At 72.5% G+C, this 18,342-nt stretch carries 14 protein-coding genes; 8 read left to right on the forward strand and 6 right to left on the reverse strand.

Annotated features, from left to right (window positions below; all coding sequences use genetic code 11):
* Positions 1 to 236 precede the first annotated feature (236 nt).
* From BJ981_RS32755 to BJ981_RS32765, 3 genes are all read right to left on the reverse strand, one after another.
* Positions 237 to 626 (reverse strand): Hsp20/alpha crystallin family protein, encoded by a 390-nt coding sequence (locus BJ981_RS32755; RefSeq protein WP_239139604.1) that lies wholly within the window; start codon positions 624 to 626, stop codon positions 237 to 239.
* 477 nt (positions 627 to 1,103) lie between these two features.
* Positions 1,104 to 1,370 (reverse strand): DUF1876 domain-containing protein, encoded by a 267-nt coding sequence (locus BJ981_RS32760; protein ID WP_184617232.1) that lies wholly within the window; start codon positions 1,368 to 1,370, stop codon positions 1,104 to 1,106.
* Positions 1,371 to 1,489: 119 nt separating this feature from the next.
* Positions 1,490 to 3,136, reverse strand: coding sequence for a bis-aminopropyl spermidine synthase family protein (locus tag BJ981_RS32765; RefSeq protein ID WP_184617233.1), 1,647 nt, complete (start codon positions 3,134 to 3,136; stop codon positions 1,490 to 1,492).
* A gap of 148 nt (positions 3,137 to 3,284) precedes the next feature.
* Between BJ981_RS32765 and BJ981_RS32770 the strand changes: the two genes are divergently transcribed.
* The 3 genes from BJ981_RS32770 (at position 3,285) to BJ981_RS32780 (ending at position 6,694) form a co-directional block, all read left to right on the forward strand.
* On the forward strand, positions 3,285 to 3,899 hold the full coding sequence (locus BJ981_RS32770) for a glycoside hydrolase family 25 protein (RefSeq protein WP_184617234.1): 615 nt from the start codon (positions 3,285 to 3,287) through the stop codon (positions 3,897 to 3,899).
* 78 nt (positions 3,900 to 3,977) lie between these two features.
* Positions 3,978 to 5,945, forward strand: coding sequence for a threonine--tRNA ligase (gene thrS / locus BJ981_RS32775; RefSeq protein WP_184617235.1), 1,968 nt, complete (start codon positions 3,978 to 3,980; stop codon positions 5,943 to 5,945).
* 203 nt (positions 5,946 to 6,148) lie between these two features.
* Positions 6,149 to 6,694, forward strand: a complete 546-nt coding sequence (locus tag BJ981_RS32780; RefSeq protein WP_372436985.1) for an HIT family protein — start codon at positions 6,149 to 6,151, stop codon at positions 6,692 to 6,694.
* A gap of 119 nt (positions 6,695 to 6,813) precedes the next feature.
* On the opposite strand, the gene BJ981_RS32785 is transcribed toward BJ981_RS32780, so the two are convergent.
* The 3 genes from BJ981_RS32785 to BJ981_RS32795 all read right to left on the reverse strand — a co-directional run bounded on the left by BJ981_RS32785 (position 6,814) and on the right by BJ981_RS32795 (position 13,448).
* Complete coding sequence (locus BJ981_RS32785; protein WP_184617237.1) at positions 6,814 to 8,931, reverse strand: hypothetical protein; 2,118 nt, start codon at positions 8,929 to 8,931, stop codon at positions 6,814 to 6,816.
* 327 nt (positions 8,932 to 9,258) lie between these two features.
* Positions 9,259 to 10,908, reverse strand: a complete 1,650-nt coding sequence (locus BJ981_RS32790) for a glycoside hydrolase family 10-like protein (protein ID WP_184617238.1) — start codon at positions 10,906 to 10,908, stop codon at positions 9,259 to 9,261.
* 386 nt (positions 10,909 to 11,294) lie between these two features.
* Positions 11,295 to 13,448 carry an elongation factor G-like protein EF-G2 gene (locus tag BJ981_RS32795; RefSeq protein WP_184617239.1) on the reverse strand — a complete coding sequence of 718 codons (2,154 nt, stop codon included), beginning with the start codon at positions 13,446 to 13,448 and terminating at the stop codon, positions 11,295 to 11,297.
* Positions 13,449 to 13,746: 298 nt separating this feature from the next.
* Here BJ981_RS32795 and pgsA point away from each other — a divergent pair, with 298 nt between their 5' ends.
* From pgsA to BJ981_RS32820, 5 genes are all read left to right on the forward strand, one after another.
* A complete protein-coding gene (gene pgsA / locus BJ981_RS32800) occupies positions 13,747 to 14,346 on the forward strand; it encodes a phosphatidylinositol phosphate synthase (protein WP_184617240.1) in 600 nt (199 codons plus the stop codon).
* 49 nt (positions 14,347 to 14,395) lie between these two features.
* A complete protein-coding gene (locus BJ981_RS32805; protein ID WP_184617241.1) occupies positions 14,396 to 15,310 on the forward strand; it encodes a phosphatidylinositol mannoside acyltransferase in 915 nt (304 codons plus the stop codon).
* 7 nt (positions 15,311 to 15,317) lie between these two features.
* On the forward strand, positions 15,318 to 16,532 hold the full coding sequence (locus BJ981_RS32810) for a glycosyltransferase family 4 protein (RefSeq protein WP_184617242.1): 1,215 nt from the start codon (positions 15,318 to 15,320) through the stop codon (positions 16,530 to 16,532).
* The gene (locus BJ981_RS32815) at positions 16,529 to 17,068 is read left to right on the forward strand and encodes a LemA family protein (RefSeq protein ID WP_204070589.1); all 540 of its coding nucleotides are present in this window, start codon (positions 16,529 to 16,531) and stop codon (positions 17,066 to 17,068) included. The genes BJ981_RS32810 and BJ981_RS32815 overlap by 4 nt, the downstream gene beginning before the upstream one ends.
* Positions 17,069 to 17,226: 158 nt before the next feature.
* Complete coding sequence (locus tag BJ981_RS32820; protein ID WP_184617243.1) at positions 17,227 to 18,243, forward strand: DUF3048 domain-containing protein; 1,017 nt, start codon at positions 17,227 to 17,229, stop codon at positions 18,241 to 18,243.
* The last annotated feature ends 99 nt before the right edge of the window (positions 18,244 to 18,342 follow it).

The raw sequence follows: 18,342 nt of genomic DNA on the forward strand, positions 1-18,342 counted from the left end.
GTGGGGCCGTCCACGGGGATGGGTGTCCGTCCACGGGGCGATGGGTGGGGCCGTCCACGGGGATGGGTGTCCGTCCACGGGGCGATGGGTGCCCACCTGCGGCGCCATGGATACCCCGGCGGGGCGATGGGGTGATCGCCGATAGGGGCGGGGTACGGCTGTCCGAGGTGGCACGGGGCATCCGGACCCGCGCGGTGTGGCGGGTCCGGAGTGCGCCGGGCGACGGATGTCCGGGGTCAGCCGCCCTGCTTCTCGATCGGCACGCGTTGGGCCTCCGGCCGGTCCTGGGCGAGCGGCACGTCCACTTCGAGAATGCCGTCGTGGTACACCGCCTTCACGCCGGTCTCGTCGGCGTTCGGCGGCAGCGGGATCGTCCGGCTGAACTCGCCGTACACGAACTCGGTGCGGTGCGGCTCGGACTTCTCCTCCTTGCGCTCGCCGCGCACGGTCAGCATGCCGTTCTCGACGGTCACCTCCACGTCGGCCTCCGGGTCGATGCCGGGCAACTCGGCGCGGACGATGTAATGGCCGTCCCTGACAGTGTCCTCGAAGCGGACCATCCGGCCGCCGGCGTACGGCCTGGCGCCGCTGAACGGTGCTTCAAGCCAGTCCAATAGGTCAGGCACCAGGCCGCGTGGTTGACGGCGCGTTGGCATGGCCATGTGAACCTCCCCTGGCTCCTCTGGTCGTTCACCTCCATCTGACGCCGCTCCCAACCCCCGGTGCAGCGGCCGTAGGTCCCGAACCCGCAGGCCCTTGGCCCTACCTCGCGGCCCCCTCGCCCCTGCCTGCCTGTTCGCAGAAGCTTTCCGCGCGAGCCCATACGCCAGGCGAATCCACTCCGCCCGGGGCAGCCCGCCGGGCAAGTCCACTCCAAGGTCAGGTCCACATGCCAGGCGAATCCACTTCGCGCGGGGCCCGTACGCCGGGCAGGTCCACTCCGCGCGGGGCCCGCACGCGAGGCAAGTCCACTCCGCGTGGGGATCGCGCGCCGGGCAAGTCCGCTCCATGTGGCGGGTGCGTGGACGGGCCGTGGCTCCGCTCGGCGCGGGGTCACGGGCGCGTCCGGGCGTTCGGAGGGGCCGTCCCTGGCGCGTGCGGTCTTAGGCGGGGCGGCCCTGGCCGGCGAGTTGGGCGACGTCTTCGGCGGCGTCGCCGGTCAGTTTGTCGGCCAGGTCGGCCAGCGCGCGGCCGACCGCCAGCTCGTCCCCGATCTCGGGCACCGGGCGGTCGGCGGGGTTGCGCCTGGCGTACCCGATGCTCTCGTGCCGTGTGCCGGACCTGGTGAGCAGCACAGCCCTGGCCGTGGTCACATCGTCGTTGTCGTCCTCGGTGATGTGGATCTCCACGGTCCACTGCTTGTCGAACATGACGCCACCTCCCGCGGTACTTCCTCCCTCAACCATCTCGCACGCCGTTCGCGGATCCCGCGCGACCCCATACCTGGGCACGGGCCCGCGCCACCTCGCACAGGGAACGGACACGCCGCCTACCCTCGCGGCGTCGCTCGTCGGTCGACCTTGGGGCCCGGCTCGTACGGCGCCTCGGGCGCGGCCTCCTCCGACGTCTCGGCGGCGCGCCGCAGGGAGGCGGCCACGGCGCCGGGAAGGGCCTGGAGGCGGTGCGCGGGCAGTTCCAGCAGGGTGACCTCGTCCGCCCAGGGGGCGACCTCGGTGACGATCGCGCGCGCCTGTTTCTTGGTGAGATGTCCGTACGCCCTGATCAGGCCCTCGCGCCAGACGTTGGCCGCCCGGCCGTGCGCGGCGTCCAGCAGCGCCCGCAGCAGTCGCTCGTCCCGCCCCTCCGGCGGCGGCAGCCGCGCCGCCTCGACCACGCCACCCCCGGCCGTGATCGCGTACAGGGACTCCAGCGCGCCGAGATCGTGCGGCGCGTCCTCGGTGAGAACGCGGACGTGGCGGGCGCGCGTGGCGAGCAGCAGCCGGGGGAGCGCCGCGCCCAGCCCCGGCGGCAGCGCGATCGCCACCCGGGCGGGGGAGGACGCGTACGGCTTGGCCAGCCACGTGGACAGGCGCGCCCTCGGTGTCCGGGGCGCGACGTCCTTGGGCCAGTCGCCCACCAGGACGTCGAACTCGCCCTCCTCGACCCCTCGCGCCCCGGCCGTGGAAGGCGCGGGGGACGGCCGCGCCTCGACCGACTGCGGACCCTGGGTATAGATGGCGGTGCCATAGCCCTCCACCCGAGCCGCGACGGCCGGGCGGGTCTTGCTCGTGGGACGGAGGACGTACAGGTCGGCCGCCGACCCGATGGCCTCCGCCCCGAAATATCTATTGAAATCTGGATAAACAGCCTCAAAAGACAAATTGAGGTCGTAAAGGGAACGTTGCACCTTCAATGCGAGCATCGGCGTACGCTCGCTCGCCCCGTACGCCAGCAGCACCCGCCCCTGCTCGGGATCGCGCAGCCCCTCGACGGCCCGCGCCACGAACAGCCCGACGCCCTCGGGCGTGTACGGCGGGTCGGTGATCGCCAGATCGGCCTGGCCGCGCGCCGACGGCGGCAGGCCGAGGCGGAGATCGGCCCAGCGGGTCACGACGTCCAGCCCCAGGGCCTCCGCGCGTTCGCCGATGTAGGCGAGGATGCGATCGTCCACGTCCACGACGGTCACCTGGACGCCCGGGTGGATCATGGCGACCGCCAGCGAGGTCAGGTCATGGTCGCCCACGCACAGCAGCCGCGAGCCCGGCAGCCAGAACCGCGCGCCGAGCAGCAGGGCCCGGCGCACCACCGTCTCGGGGGTCGCGGCGACGTGGTCGAGGACGTGACGCCCGCGCGGCCCGCCCGCGACCAGCTCCGCCATGCGCCGCACCACGTCCCCGTACCGGGGGAGCAGATGGGCCACCGGGTCGGCGGGGGAGCCGGGCACCTCGCCGCCCTCGTCCAGCAGCGCGCGGTACGCCTGCGCCTGCTCCCCGGTCAGCCGGAAGCGCTCACCGGACCGCTGCGGCCCGGCCTCGCGCAGCAGGGCCTCGACGGCCCGCCGGGAGGTCGCCGTCTCGCGGACCAGGGCGGCCAGGGTCCACCACTCGCCGTCGCAGAGCAGCGCGAGGGCCGCGCGCAGCCGCCGCGCGTCCACCCCGGCCTCGGCCAGCAGCCTGCTCACTCCCTCGGACGCCATGCGGCAACCCTATCGGCGGCCCCGGCGCCCTCCTCCCGTCCGCGTCCCGGCTGTGGACAACCGGACGCCCGGGCGTGTCCGGCCATGCCCAGGACGGCTCTCGTGGCTAAACTCCCCCGGGGCGACCGACGGGGGGAGCGTGGCCCTGATGTTGAACGGCATAGACGTGTCCAATTGGCAGGGCGCCGTCGACTGGGCGGATCATGCCATCGACGGCGTCGACTTCGGCTTCGCCAAGGCCAGCGAAGGCACCGGGTTCACCGACAAGTGGTTCGCCCGCAACTGGGCGGCGATGCGGGAGAACTGGATGGTCTGCGGCGCCTACCATTTCGGGCATCCCAAGGGCGATCCCGAGGACCAGGTGCGCCATTTCCTGGACGTGATCGACGCGGCCGGCGGCCTGCGCAGGGGTGACCTCATCGCCCTCGACCTGGAGCGCTCCGCTCACCTGCCGCCGCACGAGGTGGCCGAGTTCGCCCGCCGCTGGTGCCGTGTGATGACCTTCGTCACCGGCGTGCGGCCGATCATCTACACCTTCCTGTCCTTCGCCAGGAAGGGCTACTGCCACGGGCTGGAGGACTACCCGCTGTGGATCGCCGCGCCGAGCCACCCCAAGGGGCGCCCGGCCGTCCCGCCGCCGTGGAACCGCTGGACGATCCACCAGTACTCGCACGGCCGCATCGACCGCAACGTCTTCCGAGGCGACCGGGCCCAGCTCACCGCCCTCGGTTTCCAGCCCGACGACGGGCGCCGCAAGGCATAGGGGCGGCGATATCGGGGGGCGGTTCCCGGTAGCATCGGGCTCGTAAACCGGAAGCCTCGCCCATTCTTGGAGCCCATCGTGTCCGCCGCCCTCGAAATACGCGTCACCCTCGCCGGAGCCGAGCGTGTGGTGGCGGGCGGCACGACGGCCGGGGAGGCCCTGGAGGCCGACGGCCGCACCGTCATCGCCGCGAGGATCAACGGCGAGGCCCGCGACCTCGCCACCGTCATCGCCGAGGGCGACGTCGTCGACCCGATCGCGATCGACGGCGAAGAGGGGCGCGCCATCCTGCGCCACTCCACCGCCCACGTGATGGCCCAGGCCGTCCAGGAGCTCTTCCCCGACGCCCGGCTCGGCATCGGCCCGCCCGTCGAGAACGGCTTCTACTACGACTTCGACGTCGAGCACCCGTTCACCCCCGACGATCTGAAGCGCATCGAGAAGCGCATGCGCGAGATCGTCAAGCAGGGGCAGCTCTTCTCCCGGCGCGCCGTCTCCGACGACGCCGCCCGCGAGGAGCTGGCCGCCGAGCCGTACAAGCTGGAGCTGATCGGGCTCAAGGGCGGCGCGGCCGACGAAGAGAGCGTCGAGGTCGGCGGCGACCAGCTCACCATCTACGACAACCTCGACGCCAAGTCCGGCGAGTTGTGCTGGAAGGACCTGTGCCGGGGGCCGCACCTGCCGTCCACCCGGGTCATCCCCGCCTTCAAGCTGATGCGCTCCGGCGGGGCGTACTGGCGGGGCAGCGAGAAGAACCCCCAGCTCCAGCGCATCTACGGCACCGCCTGGGAGTCCCGCGAGAAGCAGGACGACTACCTCCACATGCTGGAGGAGGCCGAGAAGCGCGACCACCGCAAGCTGGGCGCCGAGCTCGACCTGTTCTCCTTCCCGACCGAGCTCGGCTCCGGTCTCGCGGTCTTCCACCCCAAGGGCGGCGTGGTCCGCCGCCTCATGGAGGACTACTCGCGGCAGCGCCACGAGGAGGCCGGGTACTCCTTCGTGAACACGCCGCACATCACCAAGGAGAACCTGTACCAGATCTCCGGCCACCTGGACTGGTACGCCGACGGCATGTTCCCGCCCATGGAGCTCGAGGGCGCGCGCTACTACCTCAAGCCCATGAACTGCCCGATGCACATCCTGATCTTCCGGTCGCGCGGGCGGTCCTACCGCGAGCTGCCGCTGCGCCTGTTCGAGTTCGGCACCGTCTACCGCTACGAGAAGTCGGGCGTGGTGCACGGCCTCACCCGCGTCCGCGGCATGACGCAGGACGACGCGCACATCTTCTGCACCCGCGACCAGATGCAGGACGAGCTCAAGAGCCTCCTGCGGTTCGTGCTCGGGCTGCTGCGCGACTACGGCCTCGACGACTTCTACCTGGAGCTCTCCACCCGCGACCCGAAGAAGTCCGTGGGCAGCGACGAGGTCTGGGAGGAGGCCACCGAGGCCCTGCGCGTCGCCGCCGAGTCCGAGAACCTCGAGCTCGTCCTCGACCCCGAGGGCGCGGCCTTCTACGGGCCCAAGATCTCGGTCCAGGCCAAGGATGCCATCGGCCGCACCTGGCAGATGTCCACCATCCAGGTCGACCTGAACCTGCCCGAGCTGTTCGAGCTGGAGTTCCAGGGGGCGGATGGGGCGCGGCAGCGTCCCGTCATGATCCACCGGGCGCTGTTCGGATCGATCGAGCGGTTCTTCGGCGTCCTCGTCGAGCACTACGCCGGCGCGTTCCCTCCCTGGCTCGCGCCCGTCCAGGTCATCGGCATCCCCATCGCCGACGCCCACGTGTCGTACCTGAACGACGTCGCCAAGCGGCTGCGCGAGCACGGCATCCGGGTCGAGGTCGACTCCTCCGCCGATCGCATGCAGAAGAAGATCCGCAACGCCCAGAAGGCCAAGGTGCCCTACATGCTGCTCGCCGGCGACGAGGACATCGCTGCCGGGGCGGTCTCCTTCCGCTACCGCAACGGCGAGCAGAAGAACGGCATCCCGCTGGAAGACGCCATCGCCGAGATCATCAGCGCCGTGGAGAACCGCACCCAGGTCTGACCCGGGGTCCCCGCGCGCCGGTCTCCGGCATCGGCCCTGGTCCGTCCCCGGGCGCGTCGCGCGCGCTCGGGGTGGACTCCGGGTCCGGCCCGTTCGATCTTCCCGCCGGCCTCGGCCCGGACGCGGCGCGGGGGAGTCGGTCCTTTGTGCTGCGCACGATCCCGGCGGGCGAGAAAGGGCGGGCTGGTCCTATGCTGCAAGACATGCAGGAGCCCATTGAGCAGTCCGGTGCCGGAGAGCCCGACAACTTCCGGCGTCTGTGGACCCCGCACCGGATGGCCTACATCAAGGGCGAGAACAAGCCGACCGGCACCGGCCCCGGAGACGGGTGCCCGTTCTGCGAGATTCCCGGGATGAGCGACCAGGACGGGCTCATCGTGGCCCGCGGCTCCAGCGTGTTCGCCGTCCTGAACCTCTACCCGTACAACTCCGGCCACCTGATGGTCTGCCCGTACCGCCACGTGGCCGACTACGCCGACCTCGACGACGCCGAGACCGCGGAGCTGGCCGACTTCACCAAGCGGGCGATGCTCTCGCTGCGCAAGGCCAGCGGCGCCCAGGGCTTCAACGTCGGCATGAACCTCGGCCACGTCGCGGGCGCCGGCATCGCGGGCCACCTGCACCAGCACGTCGTGCCCCGCTGGGGCGGCGACACCAACTTCATGCCGGTCGTCGGCCACACCCGGGTGCTCCCCCAACTCCTCCAGGACACCCGGGACCTCCTCGCCGACGCCTGGCCCACCCCCTGACCGACGTTCGGCCCACGCCTCACCGACGCCTGGCCGCCTTGACGGACGCCGCCTGACCGACGCCGCCTTCTGGCATCCCCGGCGGCCCTACGGCTGGGGCCAAGAGCTCGGATGGTGGCTCAGGTCGGCAGGGGATCGAGGACCGGCTTGGGGCGTGCGGGGTCGCCGGGGGCCAGGGCGGCGATGCCGGCCGAGAGGACCAACGGGACCGCGAGGGCCAGGGCCATGGAGAGGACGGCCGCGCCCGAGTCGTTGACGAGCATGCCCACCACGCCGCTCACCAGCGTGCCGACCAGGCCCGCGCGCAAGGTGGGCGCGCGTTCGAACGCCACCGGGAGCACCCCGGCGCTGGCCGCCCCGGGACGCAGCAGCGCGAAGACCAGGAAGGCGAACGCGGCCAGCACGATCGGCATGAGGTTCGGCGAGAGAAGCGTGCTCAGCATGGCCGTCAGCTTGCGCAGGATCACCGGCAGGAAGGTGCCGTCGAGGACCTGTCCGACGAACCGCCCCAGATGCGTCTGGGACCCCGGAGGACGCAGGTGGTCCAGGTAGGCGATGGCCAGCACCAGGACGCCGCCCGCGACGCAGAACGCGCCCAGCTTGAGCACCGAGACGCGCTTGCCCGCCACCAGCAACGCGGTCACCGCGATGCCTGGCACGAAGGCGATGACCCCGCCGAAGTCGCTGCCCACCCCGGGCCAGCCGTCGAGGATCATGGCGAAGCCGCCGAGCCCCGCCACGAGCGCGACGGCCCAGGGACGGCGGCCCGTCCGGACGAGCCGGTCGGCGACCGCGGTGGCCACCAGCAGCACCGCGGTGGCGAGCAGGGCGAAGGGGATGTTCCCGAGCCCGTAGTAGCGGGCGCCGACCACGCCGGTGTAGCCCATGACGCTGTCGAGCTGCAACGGGGTGCCGGTGAGAAGGTCGCCGAGCAGCACCGCGGCCGTGACGGCCGCCACGACCGAGGAGGGGCCGAGGACGCTGGCCGCCCGGGGACGGCCCCGCAGGCGCGCCCACAGGGCCGGGACCGCGAGCGCCAGCGAGGTGAGCGCCGCCGTGCAGAGCAGGATGCCGGAGACCAGCGTGAGCGCGGGCAGCGGGGCGGCGTCCCAGGGCGTGAGGTTGATCAGGTAGGTCGAGACCGGCACCGAGGCGAGCCCGAGGGCCGCGACGCGCACGCTCTCCAGCCCGCGGCGGCGGCGCAGCAGCAGGAAGGCCACCGCGTAGAACGCCACCTGCGCCACGGCGAGCAGCGTGAAGAACAGCCCGCCCACCGCGCGGATGGTCTGACCGGCGAGATCGGCCCGCCGCAGCGACGTCACGGCGTCGTCGAGGGAGGTCGGGCGGCCGGGCGACCACGGCGTGCCGATGACGGTGGGCGGCACCGCGAGCCCGGCCGTGGCGAGCATCGACGCCGTGATGTCCGGGAGGATCACCATGTCGTCGCGCTGGGTGGACCGCGCGCCGAGGAGACGGCCCTCGGCGCCCGGCGCCCGCCACATCGCCGCGCGCAGGTGCGGCTCGGAGCCGTGGTCGGCCAGGCCGGCGACGGCGACGGCCGTGTCCGGCGGGAGCTGGGCGAGCACGGCGCCCGCCTTGGCGTCGGCCGCCTTGAGCGCGGCCTTGCGCTGGGCGGAGGAGAGCTTGTCGGGAACCTCCGCGAGCCGTTCGTCCTGGATGTAGGGGCGGATCAGATCGTCGACGTCGACGGCGAGCACCCGGCAGGCCGACCAGTCGGTGACCTTGTCGGGCGAGGACGCGTAGCGGTCGACCCGCCCGGACCGGTCGGCCAGCGCCAGGACCGCGCCGGGACCGACCGCCGAGGTGCACTGCCCGGCCGCGTGGACGGCCTCGCCCAGCGTGCCCGCGAACTGCACGTCGCGGACCGTCCAGAGCCAGTTGAAGTCGGGGATGACCGCGCCCGCGTCGCGCTGCTCCGCCGGCGGGGGAGGACCGCAGCGCGAGCCGACCGAGGAGCGGACCCCGGCCGAGACGGTCAGCCAGCCGTCGTACGGGCAAGTGGTCCTGCCGACGGCGCGGACCGACAGCGAGCCGAGCGCGCTCTGGCCCGCCAGCCGCCACAGGTGGGGAGTGTCGGCGGCGGTCACGTCGTCCCAGTGGAGGCCCGGCACGCCGATCAGGGCGACCCGGGCGGGGGGAGTGTCGGCCCGCGCGGCGGCGGGGGCCAGGAGCAGCCCCGAGATGATCACGGCCAACGCGCCGAACGCCCGCCTCACCGAAGACCTCCCATGATCGACTTCCGGCGAATTGTTGGAACCGTACGGGAAGGGCCGCCGTCCGGTCCAGGAAACGGCCGGATACGTGGGCGGCGGCCCGGGCGACCGGCCGGAGACCGGCCGTGCCCGGGTCCACAGTAGACGGCCCGGCGACCGCGAACGGCCTGGAGAACCGTATCTGTGGACAAGGAGGCGTCGTCCACAGGGACAGGCGAGGCGGCGATACGGAAGCGGGGACAGGGAGACGCCGTCCACGGCGCGGGCGGGCGGTCCGCGGACGGCCGCCCGGCGTCAGGGCGGGACGGTCCGCGGGACGGCCGCTTGGCGTCAGGGCAGGACGGTGCTCGCCGGGGGGCTCTCGTTGGTGAGGCGGTCCAGGGCCGAGACGAGATAGGTGCCGCCGTCCTTGACCGGGTAGCTCTGCTCGGCGCCCTCGGCCGCGGGGACCACGGCCAGCAGGCCGCCGGCGTCCGCGGTCGCGCACGGCCCGGCGTCGCCGTCCGTCACGCGGTAGACCGCGTACGCGCGGGCGCCGGGGGAGGACCTCCACACCAGCGTGTCGCCGGAGCGCCGCAGCCCCACGGGGGTGGCGGGCGCCGCGCCGCCACGGGCCTCCATGAGCGGGAGCAGCGCCGGGCGCGTGTAGTGGTCCTTGGCGATGGCGTCGAGCACGCCCAGCGGGTTCCTGGCGAGCTGGGCGGCGCTGAAGTAAACGTCCCCGCCGACCTCGGGGTACTTGCGGTTGAGCGTGAGGTGGGCGGGCAGCTCGCCGGGCCTGGCCCAGGCCGGGGTGTCCTCGGCGCCGACCCTGTAGAGGGCCTGGCCGACGTAGAGGTGCACTCCCGTGTCCTTGACCGCCTTGGCCCACCAGGGCACGAGCTTGGCGTAGTCGGCGGCGGCGAACCCGCGCGGCCAGTAGAGCTGCGGCATGACGTAGTCGATCGACCGGGCCTTGATCCACGCGCGCGCGTCGGCGTAGATCGCGTCGTAGGCGGACAGGCCCTTGGTGTCGGAGCCGGACGGGTCGTCGGACTTGTTGCGCCAGATGCCGAACGGGCTGATGCCGAACTTGACGTACGGCTTGGCCGTGTGCACCGCCTTGCCGACCTCGGCGACGAGCTTGTTGACGTTGTCGCGGCGCCAGTTCGCCAGCGACTTCCCGTCACCGTACTTCGTAAAGGCGGCGGCGTCGGCGAACTTCGTGCCCTTGCCGGGATAGGGGTAGAAGTAGTCGTCGAAGTGGACGCCGTCGATGTCGTACCGCTGCACCACGTCCGTGACGACCTTGACGGTGTGCGCGCGGACCTCCGGCAGGCCGGGGTTGTAGTACAGCTTGCCCTCGTGCTTCACCACCCAGTCCGGGTGCTGCCGCGCGGGGTGGCCGGCGGGCAGCTTGGCGTCGGCCTTGTCGGCGGCCCGGTAGGGGTTGAACCAGGCGTGGAACTCGAGCCCCCGCTTGTGCGCCTCGGCGATCAGGAAGGGCAGCGGCTCCCAGCCGGGGTCCTTGCCCGCGGTGCCGGTCAGCCACTGCGACCAGGGCTCGTACGGCGACTTGTAGATCGCGTCGGAGGCGGGCCTGACCTGCACGAACACGGCGTTGAACCGGAGCTTGACCGCCTGGTCGAGTATGCGGACGTACTCGGCCTGCTGCCGGGCGGGGGTGAGTCCGGTCTTGGACGGCCAGTCGACGTTGTGGACGGTGGCGATCCACACGCCGCGAAGCTGCCGCTTGGGGAAGGCGGCGCTCATCCGGCACGGCTCCGGCGCGGACTTTCCCGTGGTCCCGCGGCCGGTCGCGGACTTGCCCGCCGCCGCGCGGCCCGAGGCGGACGCGCCGGCGGTCTCGCGGCCCGAGGAGGCGGGCTTGCGGCTCTCGCTGTCCGCGGGCGCGGCGCCGGGGCCGAAGAAGTAGGCGAGGCCGGTGGTGACCACCGCGATGGCGGAGGCCGCGAGCAGAGGCCGATGTCCGTTTCGCATGAGACAGCAGTCTGGCATCGGCAAAGAGATGGTAAGGCCGGATAAAAGAAATCATCCTGTGATGCCGCCGTGACGCTCGGGACGGGGGAGGCCGGCGGTTCCGGGCCCGGAACCGGCCCGGCGGCGGCGATTTCCGGCGCCCACCTGGGGATGCGGCGGCCCGCCCGGCCATGGTCACCGGGCAGGGAAGGACAGACGGCATGTGCGGCCGCCGCGCGGGTGACATGTGGCTTACCGCCGCCCCACGCGGGAGCCGGAGCGGGCGCGGGACGTCCCGCGGCGGCCGTCCGCGACGGCGGGGGGCTCGTCATGGCGCCACCTCCCTGGACGTGACGTGGACCTGGCCGGGCGGCGGCCGCTCGCGTCCGCCGCCCGGCCGTGGCCGCCTACTCGGGCGCGGCCCGCAGCTTGTCGGCGAGGTGCGAGGGCAGCGGCTCGTACCTCAGGAACGACCGGTGGAAGCTCCCGGTGCCGTGCGACATGGACCGCAGGTCGATGGCGTACCGGGTGATCTCCAGCTCGGGCACCTCGGCCTTGACCAGGGTGCGCCCGACGCCCACCGGCTCGGTGCCGAGGACCCGTCCCCTCCGGGAGGACAGGTCGGACATGACCGCGCCGACGTGGTCGTCCTCGACGAGGATCGACACCTCGTCCACGGGCTCAAGGAGCAGCACGGGCACCTTGGCCGCCGCCTCCTTGAGCGCGAGCTGCCCCGCGATCTGGAACGCCATGTCCGAGGAGTCGACGGAGTGCGCCTTGCCGTCGTGCAGCGTCACCCGGATGTCCACGACCGGGTACCCGGCGAGCAGGCCGCGCTCCATCTGGGCGCGCACCCCCTTCTCGACCGAGGGGATGAACTGCCGCGGCACGACGCCGCCGACGATCTTGTCCACGAACTCGAACCCGCCGCCGGACGGCAGGGGCTCGACCTCGACGTGGCAGATGGCGTACTGCCCGTGCCCGCCGGTCTGCTTGACGTTGCGCCCCATGCCCTTGGTCTTGGCGCCGAGGGTCTCGCGCAGGGGGACCCGCAGGTCCACGCGCTCGACCTCGACGCCGTGGCGCTTGGACAGGTGGTCGAGCAGGACGTCGGCGTGCGCCTCGCCCATGCACCACAGCACGAGCTGCCGGGTCTCGGCGTTGTTCTCCAGGCGGAGCGTCGGGTCCTCGGCGACCAGGCGCGCCAGGGCCTGCGACAGCTTGTCCTCGTCGGCCTTGGACCTGGCGCGCACCGCGACCGGCAGCAGCGGGTCGGGCATGGTCCAGGAGCGCACGAGCAGCGGATCGTCCTTGTCGGACAGGGTGTCGCCGGTCTCGGCACGGCTCAGCTTGGCCACCGCGCAGATGTCGCCGGCCACGCAGCGGGTCGTCGTGCGCTGCGTCTTGCCGAGGGGCGAGGACAGCGCGCCGATGCGCTCGTCCACGTCGTGGTCCTCGTGGCCGCGGTCGGCCATGCCGTGGCCGGAGACGTGCACGACCATGTCGGGGCGCAGCGTGCCGGAGAACACCCGCACGAGGCTGATGCGCCCGACGTAGGGGTCGCTGGTGGTCTTGACGACCTCGGCGACCAGCGGCCCCTCGGGGTCGCAGGTCACCGCGCGCGCCGGGCGTCCGTCGATCGTGGTGACCTCAGGGAGCGGGTGCTCCATGGGGGACGGGAAGCCCTGGGTGATGACCTCCAGCAGCTCCCGCATGCCGACGACCGCTCCGGGCGCGGCGCAGGTGGCGAGCACCGGGTGGAAGCCCCCGCGCGCGACCGCCTTCTCCAGGTCGTCGATCAGCACCTTGGTGTCGATCTCCTCGCCGGACAGGTAGCGGTCCATGAGGGTCTCGTCTTCGCTCTCCTGGATGATGCCCTCGATGAGCGTGCCCCGGTAGGCGTCGATCTGCTCGCGGTAGGCCGCGTCGGGCTCCACCTCGGCGCAGGCGCCGGAGCCGTAGTCGAAGAACTTCTCCGACAGCAGCCCGATGAGCCCCTTGACCCCGCCGTCGCCCGTCACGGGCAGGTAGAGCGGCGCCACGCCGTCGCCGAAGACGTCCTGGCAGGTGGCGACGACGTCGTCGAAGTCGGCCCGCTGGTGGTCGATCTTGGTGATGACGACCGCGCGGGGCATGCCGACCGAGGCGCACTCCTCCCACAGCATGCGGGTGAGGCCGTCGATCCCGTCCGCCGCCGACACCACGAACAGGGCGGCGTCGGCCGCGCGCAGCCCCGCGCGCAGGTCGCCGACGAAATCGGCGTACCCGGGGGTGTCGAGAAGGTTGATCTTGATGCCGTTGAAGGTCAGCGGCGCGAGCGCGAGGTTGATGGAGCGCTGCTGGCGCATCTCGACGTCGTCGAAGTCGCTGACCGTGGTGCCGTCCTCCACCCGGCCCGTGCGCTGGATGGTTCCCGTCGCGGCCAGAAGCGCCTCGACGAGGGTGGTCTTGCCCGATCCGGAATGGCCGACCAGCGCGACGTTGCGCACCGCGTCCGGCCGGTCGGCCGAGGGTGCCCTGCCCGCGGCTCCTGCTGGTCCGCCCGTGGTCTTCTCCGGCACGTCGCCTCCCGCGTTTCGCCGTGAGATGCGGCCGCGCGCGGCCACATCGTCCGCCGCCGCGCCCGCCGCCCGAGAGAGCGCGGTGCCCTACACCCTTTACCTCTGTGGCGCGGATCACAAGAGGCGCCGGGCAAATGATGACGCCGGGACGTGTCCCGGCGTTCGCCGGGCGGTCGCTCCCCCGTCTTCTTCCCTTACCCTTCCGCCGGGGTCCACCCACCCGTTTTCGCGTCCGGCGGGCCGCCTCACCAGGTCTCGTTCGAATCCGGGGTCACATGTGGCCTACGATCGGACCGCGATGTTGAAGCTCCTGCGCCCCGCCGTCACCCGTGTCCTGACCCCTCTCGGCCAGGCGCTGGCCCGCCGGGGCGTCAGTCCCAATGTCGTCACGCTCGTCGGCACTCTCGGCGTGGCCGGGGGAGCCCTCGGGTTCTACCCGCGCGGCCAGTTGTTCCTCGGCACGGTGGTCATCACCGTCTTCGTGCTGGCCGACATGCTCGACGGCGTCCTCGCCCGCATGCTCGGCACCGGCAGCCTCTGGGGGGCGTTCCTGGACTCCACCCTCGACCGCGTCGGCGACGCCGCGATCTTCTCGGGCCTGATCCTGTGGTTCATGGCGACGGGCCAGCGCGTCCTGGCGGGCGTCGCCCTGTTCTGCCTGGTCGCCGGGGCGGTGGTGTCGTACGCCAAGGCGCGGGCCGAGGGGCTCGGGCTGACGTGCGACGTCGGCCTCGCCGAGCGGTCGGAGCGACTGGTCACGGTCCTGGTGGCCGCCGGCCTGTCGGGGCTCGGCGTGCCGTACATCCTGGCCGTGGGTCTCTGGCTGCTCGCGGCGGCGAGTGCTTTCACCGTGGGGCAGCGTATTCTCCACGTTTACCGTCAGACAGTGCCAACATGAACTTGAAGCGTTCTTCTCGCACGTGTCCGGCGTCTCACGACTTCTGGGGGTGACCCTCGCATTGGGTGATCGGCTCGTCGTCTGGGCCTTCCACCTCGGCTGGGTCCTCGTGCCCAGAGTGCCCGAGCGGATGGCCGCGTGGGTGTTCCGCCTCATCGCCGACGTGATGTGGCGGCGCCGGGGCAAATCGGTGCGCCGCCTGGAGTCCAACCTCGCCCGGGTGACCGGCAAGGACGCCGCGGACCCCTCGATCCGCGACCTCAGCAGGGCGGGCCTGCGCTCCTACTTCCGCTACTGGCTGGAGGCGCTGCGCCTCCCGGTGATCGGCAAGGATCGCATCCTGGCCGGCGTGCGCGCCGAGGGCAAGGAGAAGATCTTCTCGACCGTGGACGGCGGCCGGGGCATCGTGCTGGCCCTGCCCCACATGGGCAACTGGGACCTGGCCGGCGCCTGGCTGATCCACAACGGGTACCCGTTCACGACGGTCATGGAGCGGCTCAAGCCCGAGTCCCTGTACGAGCGTTTCGTCGCCTTCCGCGAGAGCCTCGGCATGGAGGTGCTCCCGCTCACGGCCAAGGGCGGCGGCACCGCGCACGCCTTCGGCACGCTGGCCAGGCGCCTGCGCGAGGGACGCGCGATCTGCCTGCCCGCCGAGCGCGACCTCACCGAGAGGGGCGTCGAGGTCGACTTCTTCGACGGCAGGACGCGCATGGTCGCCGGCCCGGCCATGCTGGCCCTGCAGACCGGCGCGCCGCTGCACCCGGCGACGCTGTGGTTCGACGGCGACGGCTGGGGCGTCCGCATCTACGACGAGGTCCCCGTCCCCGCGGAGGGCACCCGCCAGGAGAAGATCACCGCCATGACGCAGGGCATGGCGCGCGCGTTCGAGGAAGGCATCTCCGAGCACCCCGAGGACTGGCACATGCTGCAGCGAATCTGGCTCGACGACCTAGAGCCCCGGTGAGCGCGCCATGAGGGTCGGCATGGTCTGCCCCTACACCTGGGAGGTCCCCGGCGGCGTCATGGCGCACGTCCGCGACCTGTCCGAGGCGCTCATCGCCGACGGCCACCACGTCTCGGTCATCGCGCCCGCCGCCGACGACGCGCCCCTGCCGTACTACGTGACCTCGGCCGGGCGCGCGGTCCCCGTGCCCTACAACGGCTCGGTGGCGCGCCTGGCGTTCGGCTTCCTGTCGGCCGGGCGGGTGCGCAAGTGGCTGCGCGAGGGCCGCTTCGACGTCCTGCACGTGCACGAGCCGGCCGTCCCCTCGGTGGGCCTGCTGGCCTGCTGGGCGGCCCGCGGCCCGATCGTGGCCACCTTCCACGCCTCCTACCAGCGCTCGCGCGCGGTCTCGGTCACCGCGCCCGTGCTGCACACCGCGCTGGAGAAGATCACCGGCAGGATCGCCGTCTCCGACGCCGCCCGCAAGACGCTGGTCGAGCACCTCGGGGGCGACGCCGTGCTCATCCCCAACGGCGTGACGGTCTCCCGGTACGCCGAGGCCGAGCCGCTGCCCGGCTGGGGCCCCGACGGCGGGGTCATCGGCTTCCTCGGCCGCATGGACGAGCCGCGCAAGGGCCTGCCGATCCTCCTGGAGGCGTTCACGCTGCTCGCCCCGGAGCGCCCCGGGCTGAGGCTGCTCGTGGCCGGGCCGGGCGACGCCGCCGACGCGCTCGGCAGGCTCCCCGCCGCGCTGCGCGACCGGGTCGGCGTGCTCGGCATGGTCAGCGAGGAGGACAAGACCCGCGCCTACCACTCCGTCGACGTCTTCTGCGCCCCGAACACCCACGGCGAGAGCTTCGGCATCGTCCTGGCCGAGGCCATGGCGGCCGGCGCCACCGTCCTGGCCAGCGACATCCCCGCCTTCCGCCGCGTGCTCGGCGAGGGCCAGGCGGGCGCGCTGTTCACCACCGGCGACGCCGCCTCGCTTGCCCGCGAGGCCGCGGCCCTGCTGGACGACCCCGAGCGCCGCGCCAAGCTGGCGGACGAGGCGCGGGTGGCCGTCCGCAGGTACGACTGGTCCACGGTCGCGCGCGACGTGGTCCGGGTGTACGAGACGGTGACGGCGACCGCGGGCGGGGGAGTCGAGGAGGAGCAGCAGGCCCGGGGTGGCCCGCGGCGGCACGCGAAGCACCCGGCGGGGGCCGGCGAGGGCGCGCGCTCGGACCGGCGTGAGGCGCCGTGATCAGCCGGTTCCTGATCCTGGGCGTCCTCCTCGTGCTGGTCGCCGTCTACATCTCCTGGCGGGCGGGGCGGCTGGACCGCCTGCACATCCGCCTGGAGACCGCGCGCGCCGCCCTGGACGCCGCGCTCGTGCGCCGCGCCGCCGTCTGCATGGAACTGGCCGCCTCGCGCGTGCTGGACCCCGCGACCAGCCTCGTGCTGGCCGCGGCCACGCACGAGGCCCGCACCGCCGGGCCCGACGAGCGCGAGCACGCCGAGAGCGACCTGTCGCGCACGCTGCGCGCGGTGATGGACCAGGAGCGGTTCCGCGAGCGGCTGGCCGAGACCCCGGCGGGCGCCGAGCTCATGGCGGAGCTCGACACCGCGGTCACCAAGGTCATCTACTCGCGCCGCTTCTACAACAACGCGGTGGGGGTGACCCGGCAGGCGCAGCGCCGCTGGCTGGCGCGCGTGCTCCGCCTGGCCGGGCACACCGAGTATCCGTCGTTCTTCGAGATCGACGACGCCGAGCCTGCGGCCTTCGCGCAGCAGTCCTGACGGGGACCGGTCCATTTCCGGCCGCTCTTGGGCATCTCTTGACCTTGGTTCCCGACGCATCCCCATGAATCGGGAAAAGTTCGGCGGAGCAGCGGGAAGCCGTTCCGTCCATCGGTAAGCTCATGGCGTTTTCATGAGAAATCGGGAGGAGCCGAACTGTGCGGGTAAAACGGGTCATCAGTGTCGCGCTGGCGGGTACCGCCGTGCTGACGCCCGCGGCGGCGTGCTCCTCCTCGGGCGGCGGCGCGTCGCCCGCGGGCGAGGCCACGCAGCCGGTCGCCTCGCCGTCGTCCTCCCCGGCCCCGCCCCCCGAGCACCCCTTCACCGGTCAGCCGGTGGCCGGACGTAAGCCGGTGCTCGCCGTGAAGATCGAGAACACCGCGGCGGGCAAGCCGCAGCTCGGCCTGCGCAGCGCCGACCTGGTGTTCGTCGAGCAGGTCGAGGGCGGCCTGACCCGCCTGATGGCGATCTTCTCCTCCAAGCTGCCCGCCAAGGTCGGGCCGGTCCGCAGCGCCCGCATCTCCGACCTGCACCTGCTGCCGATGTTCGGCAAGCCCGCGCTGGCCTACTCCGGCGTGCAGTCCAAGATGATCCCGCTGGTCCAGGCGGCATCCCTGTTCGACGTCTCCGACAGCGCGCAGCCGGGCGCGTACTTCCGCCAGCCCGGGCGGGTCGCCCCCTACAACCTGTTCGCCGACACCAAGAAGCTCCTGGCGGGGGCGCCCAAGGCGACCAAGGCCCGCGACATCGGCTTCACGTTCGGCGACGCCCCGGACGGCGGCACGCCTAGAAAGAGCTTTACCGTAAAATATCCGGCCGCGCGGTTCACCTTCACCTGGTCGGAGGACGCCAAGCGCTGGCTCGTCGCCCAGGACGGGAAGCCGGACAAGGCGGCCGAGGGCGGACAGCTCGGCGCCCCCACCATCGTCGTGCAGTACGCCAAGACCACCCGCTCGGAGTTCCACGACTTCACCGGCAGCTACACGCCGCTGATCCAGAGCACCGGCACCGGCAGGGCCGTCGTGCTGCGCGACGGCAAGGCGTACAAGGCCAAGTGGTCGCGCTCCTCCGAGAAGCAGGGCACGACGTTCACCACCGAGTCCGGCGACCCCATGCCGTTCAGCCGCGGCCAAGTGTGGATCGTGCTGGCCGCGCCCAAGCCCGTCCAGCCCTGACCGGAGCCGTCCCGTCCGGCCGTACGGCCTGTCCAAAGGTCGCCCGAACTTGTGACGAACCGGCGCGTCGAAGCGGGCGCTGATCAGCGCCTACCATGG

Origin of the sequence: Sphaerisporangium krabiense, from assembly GCF_014200435.1 — a bacterium.
GTDB lineage: Bacteria > Actinomycetota > Actinomycetes > Streptosporangiales > Streptosporangiaceae > Sphaerisporangium > Sphaerisporangium krabiense.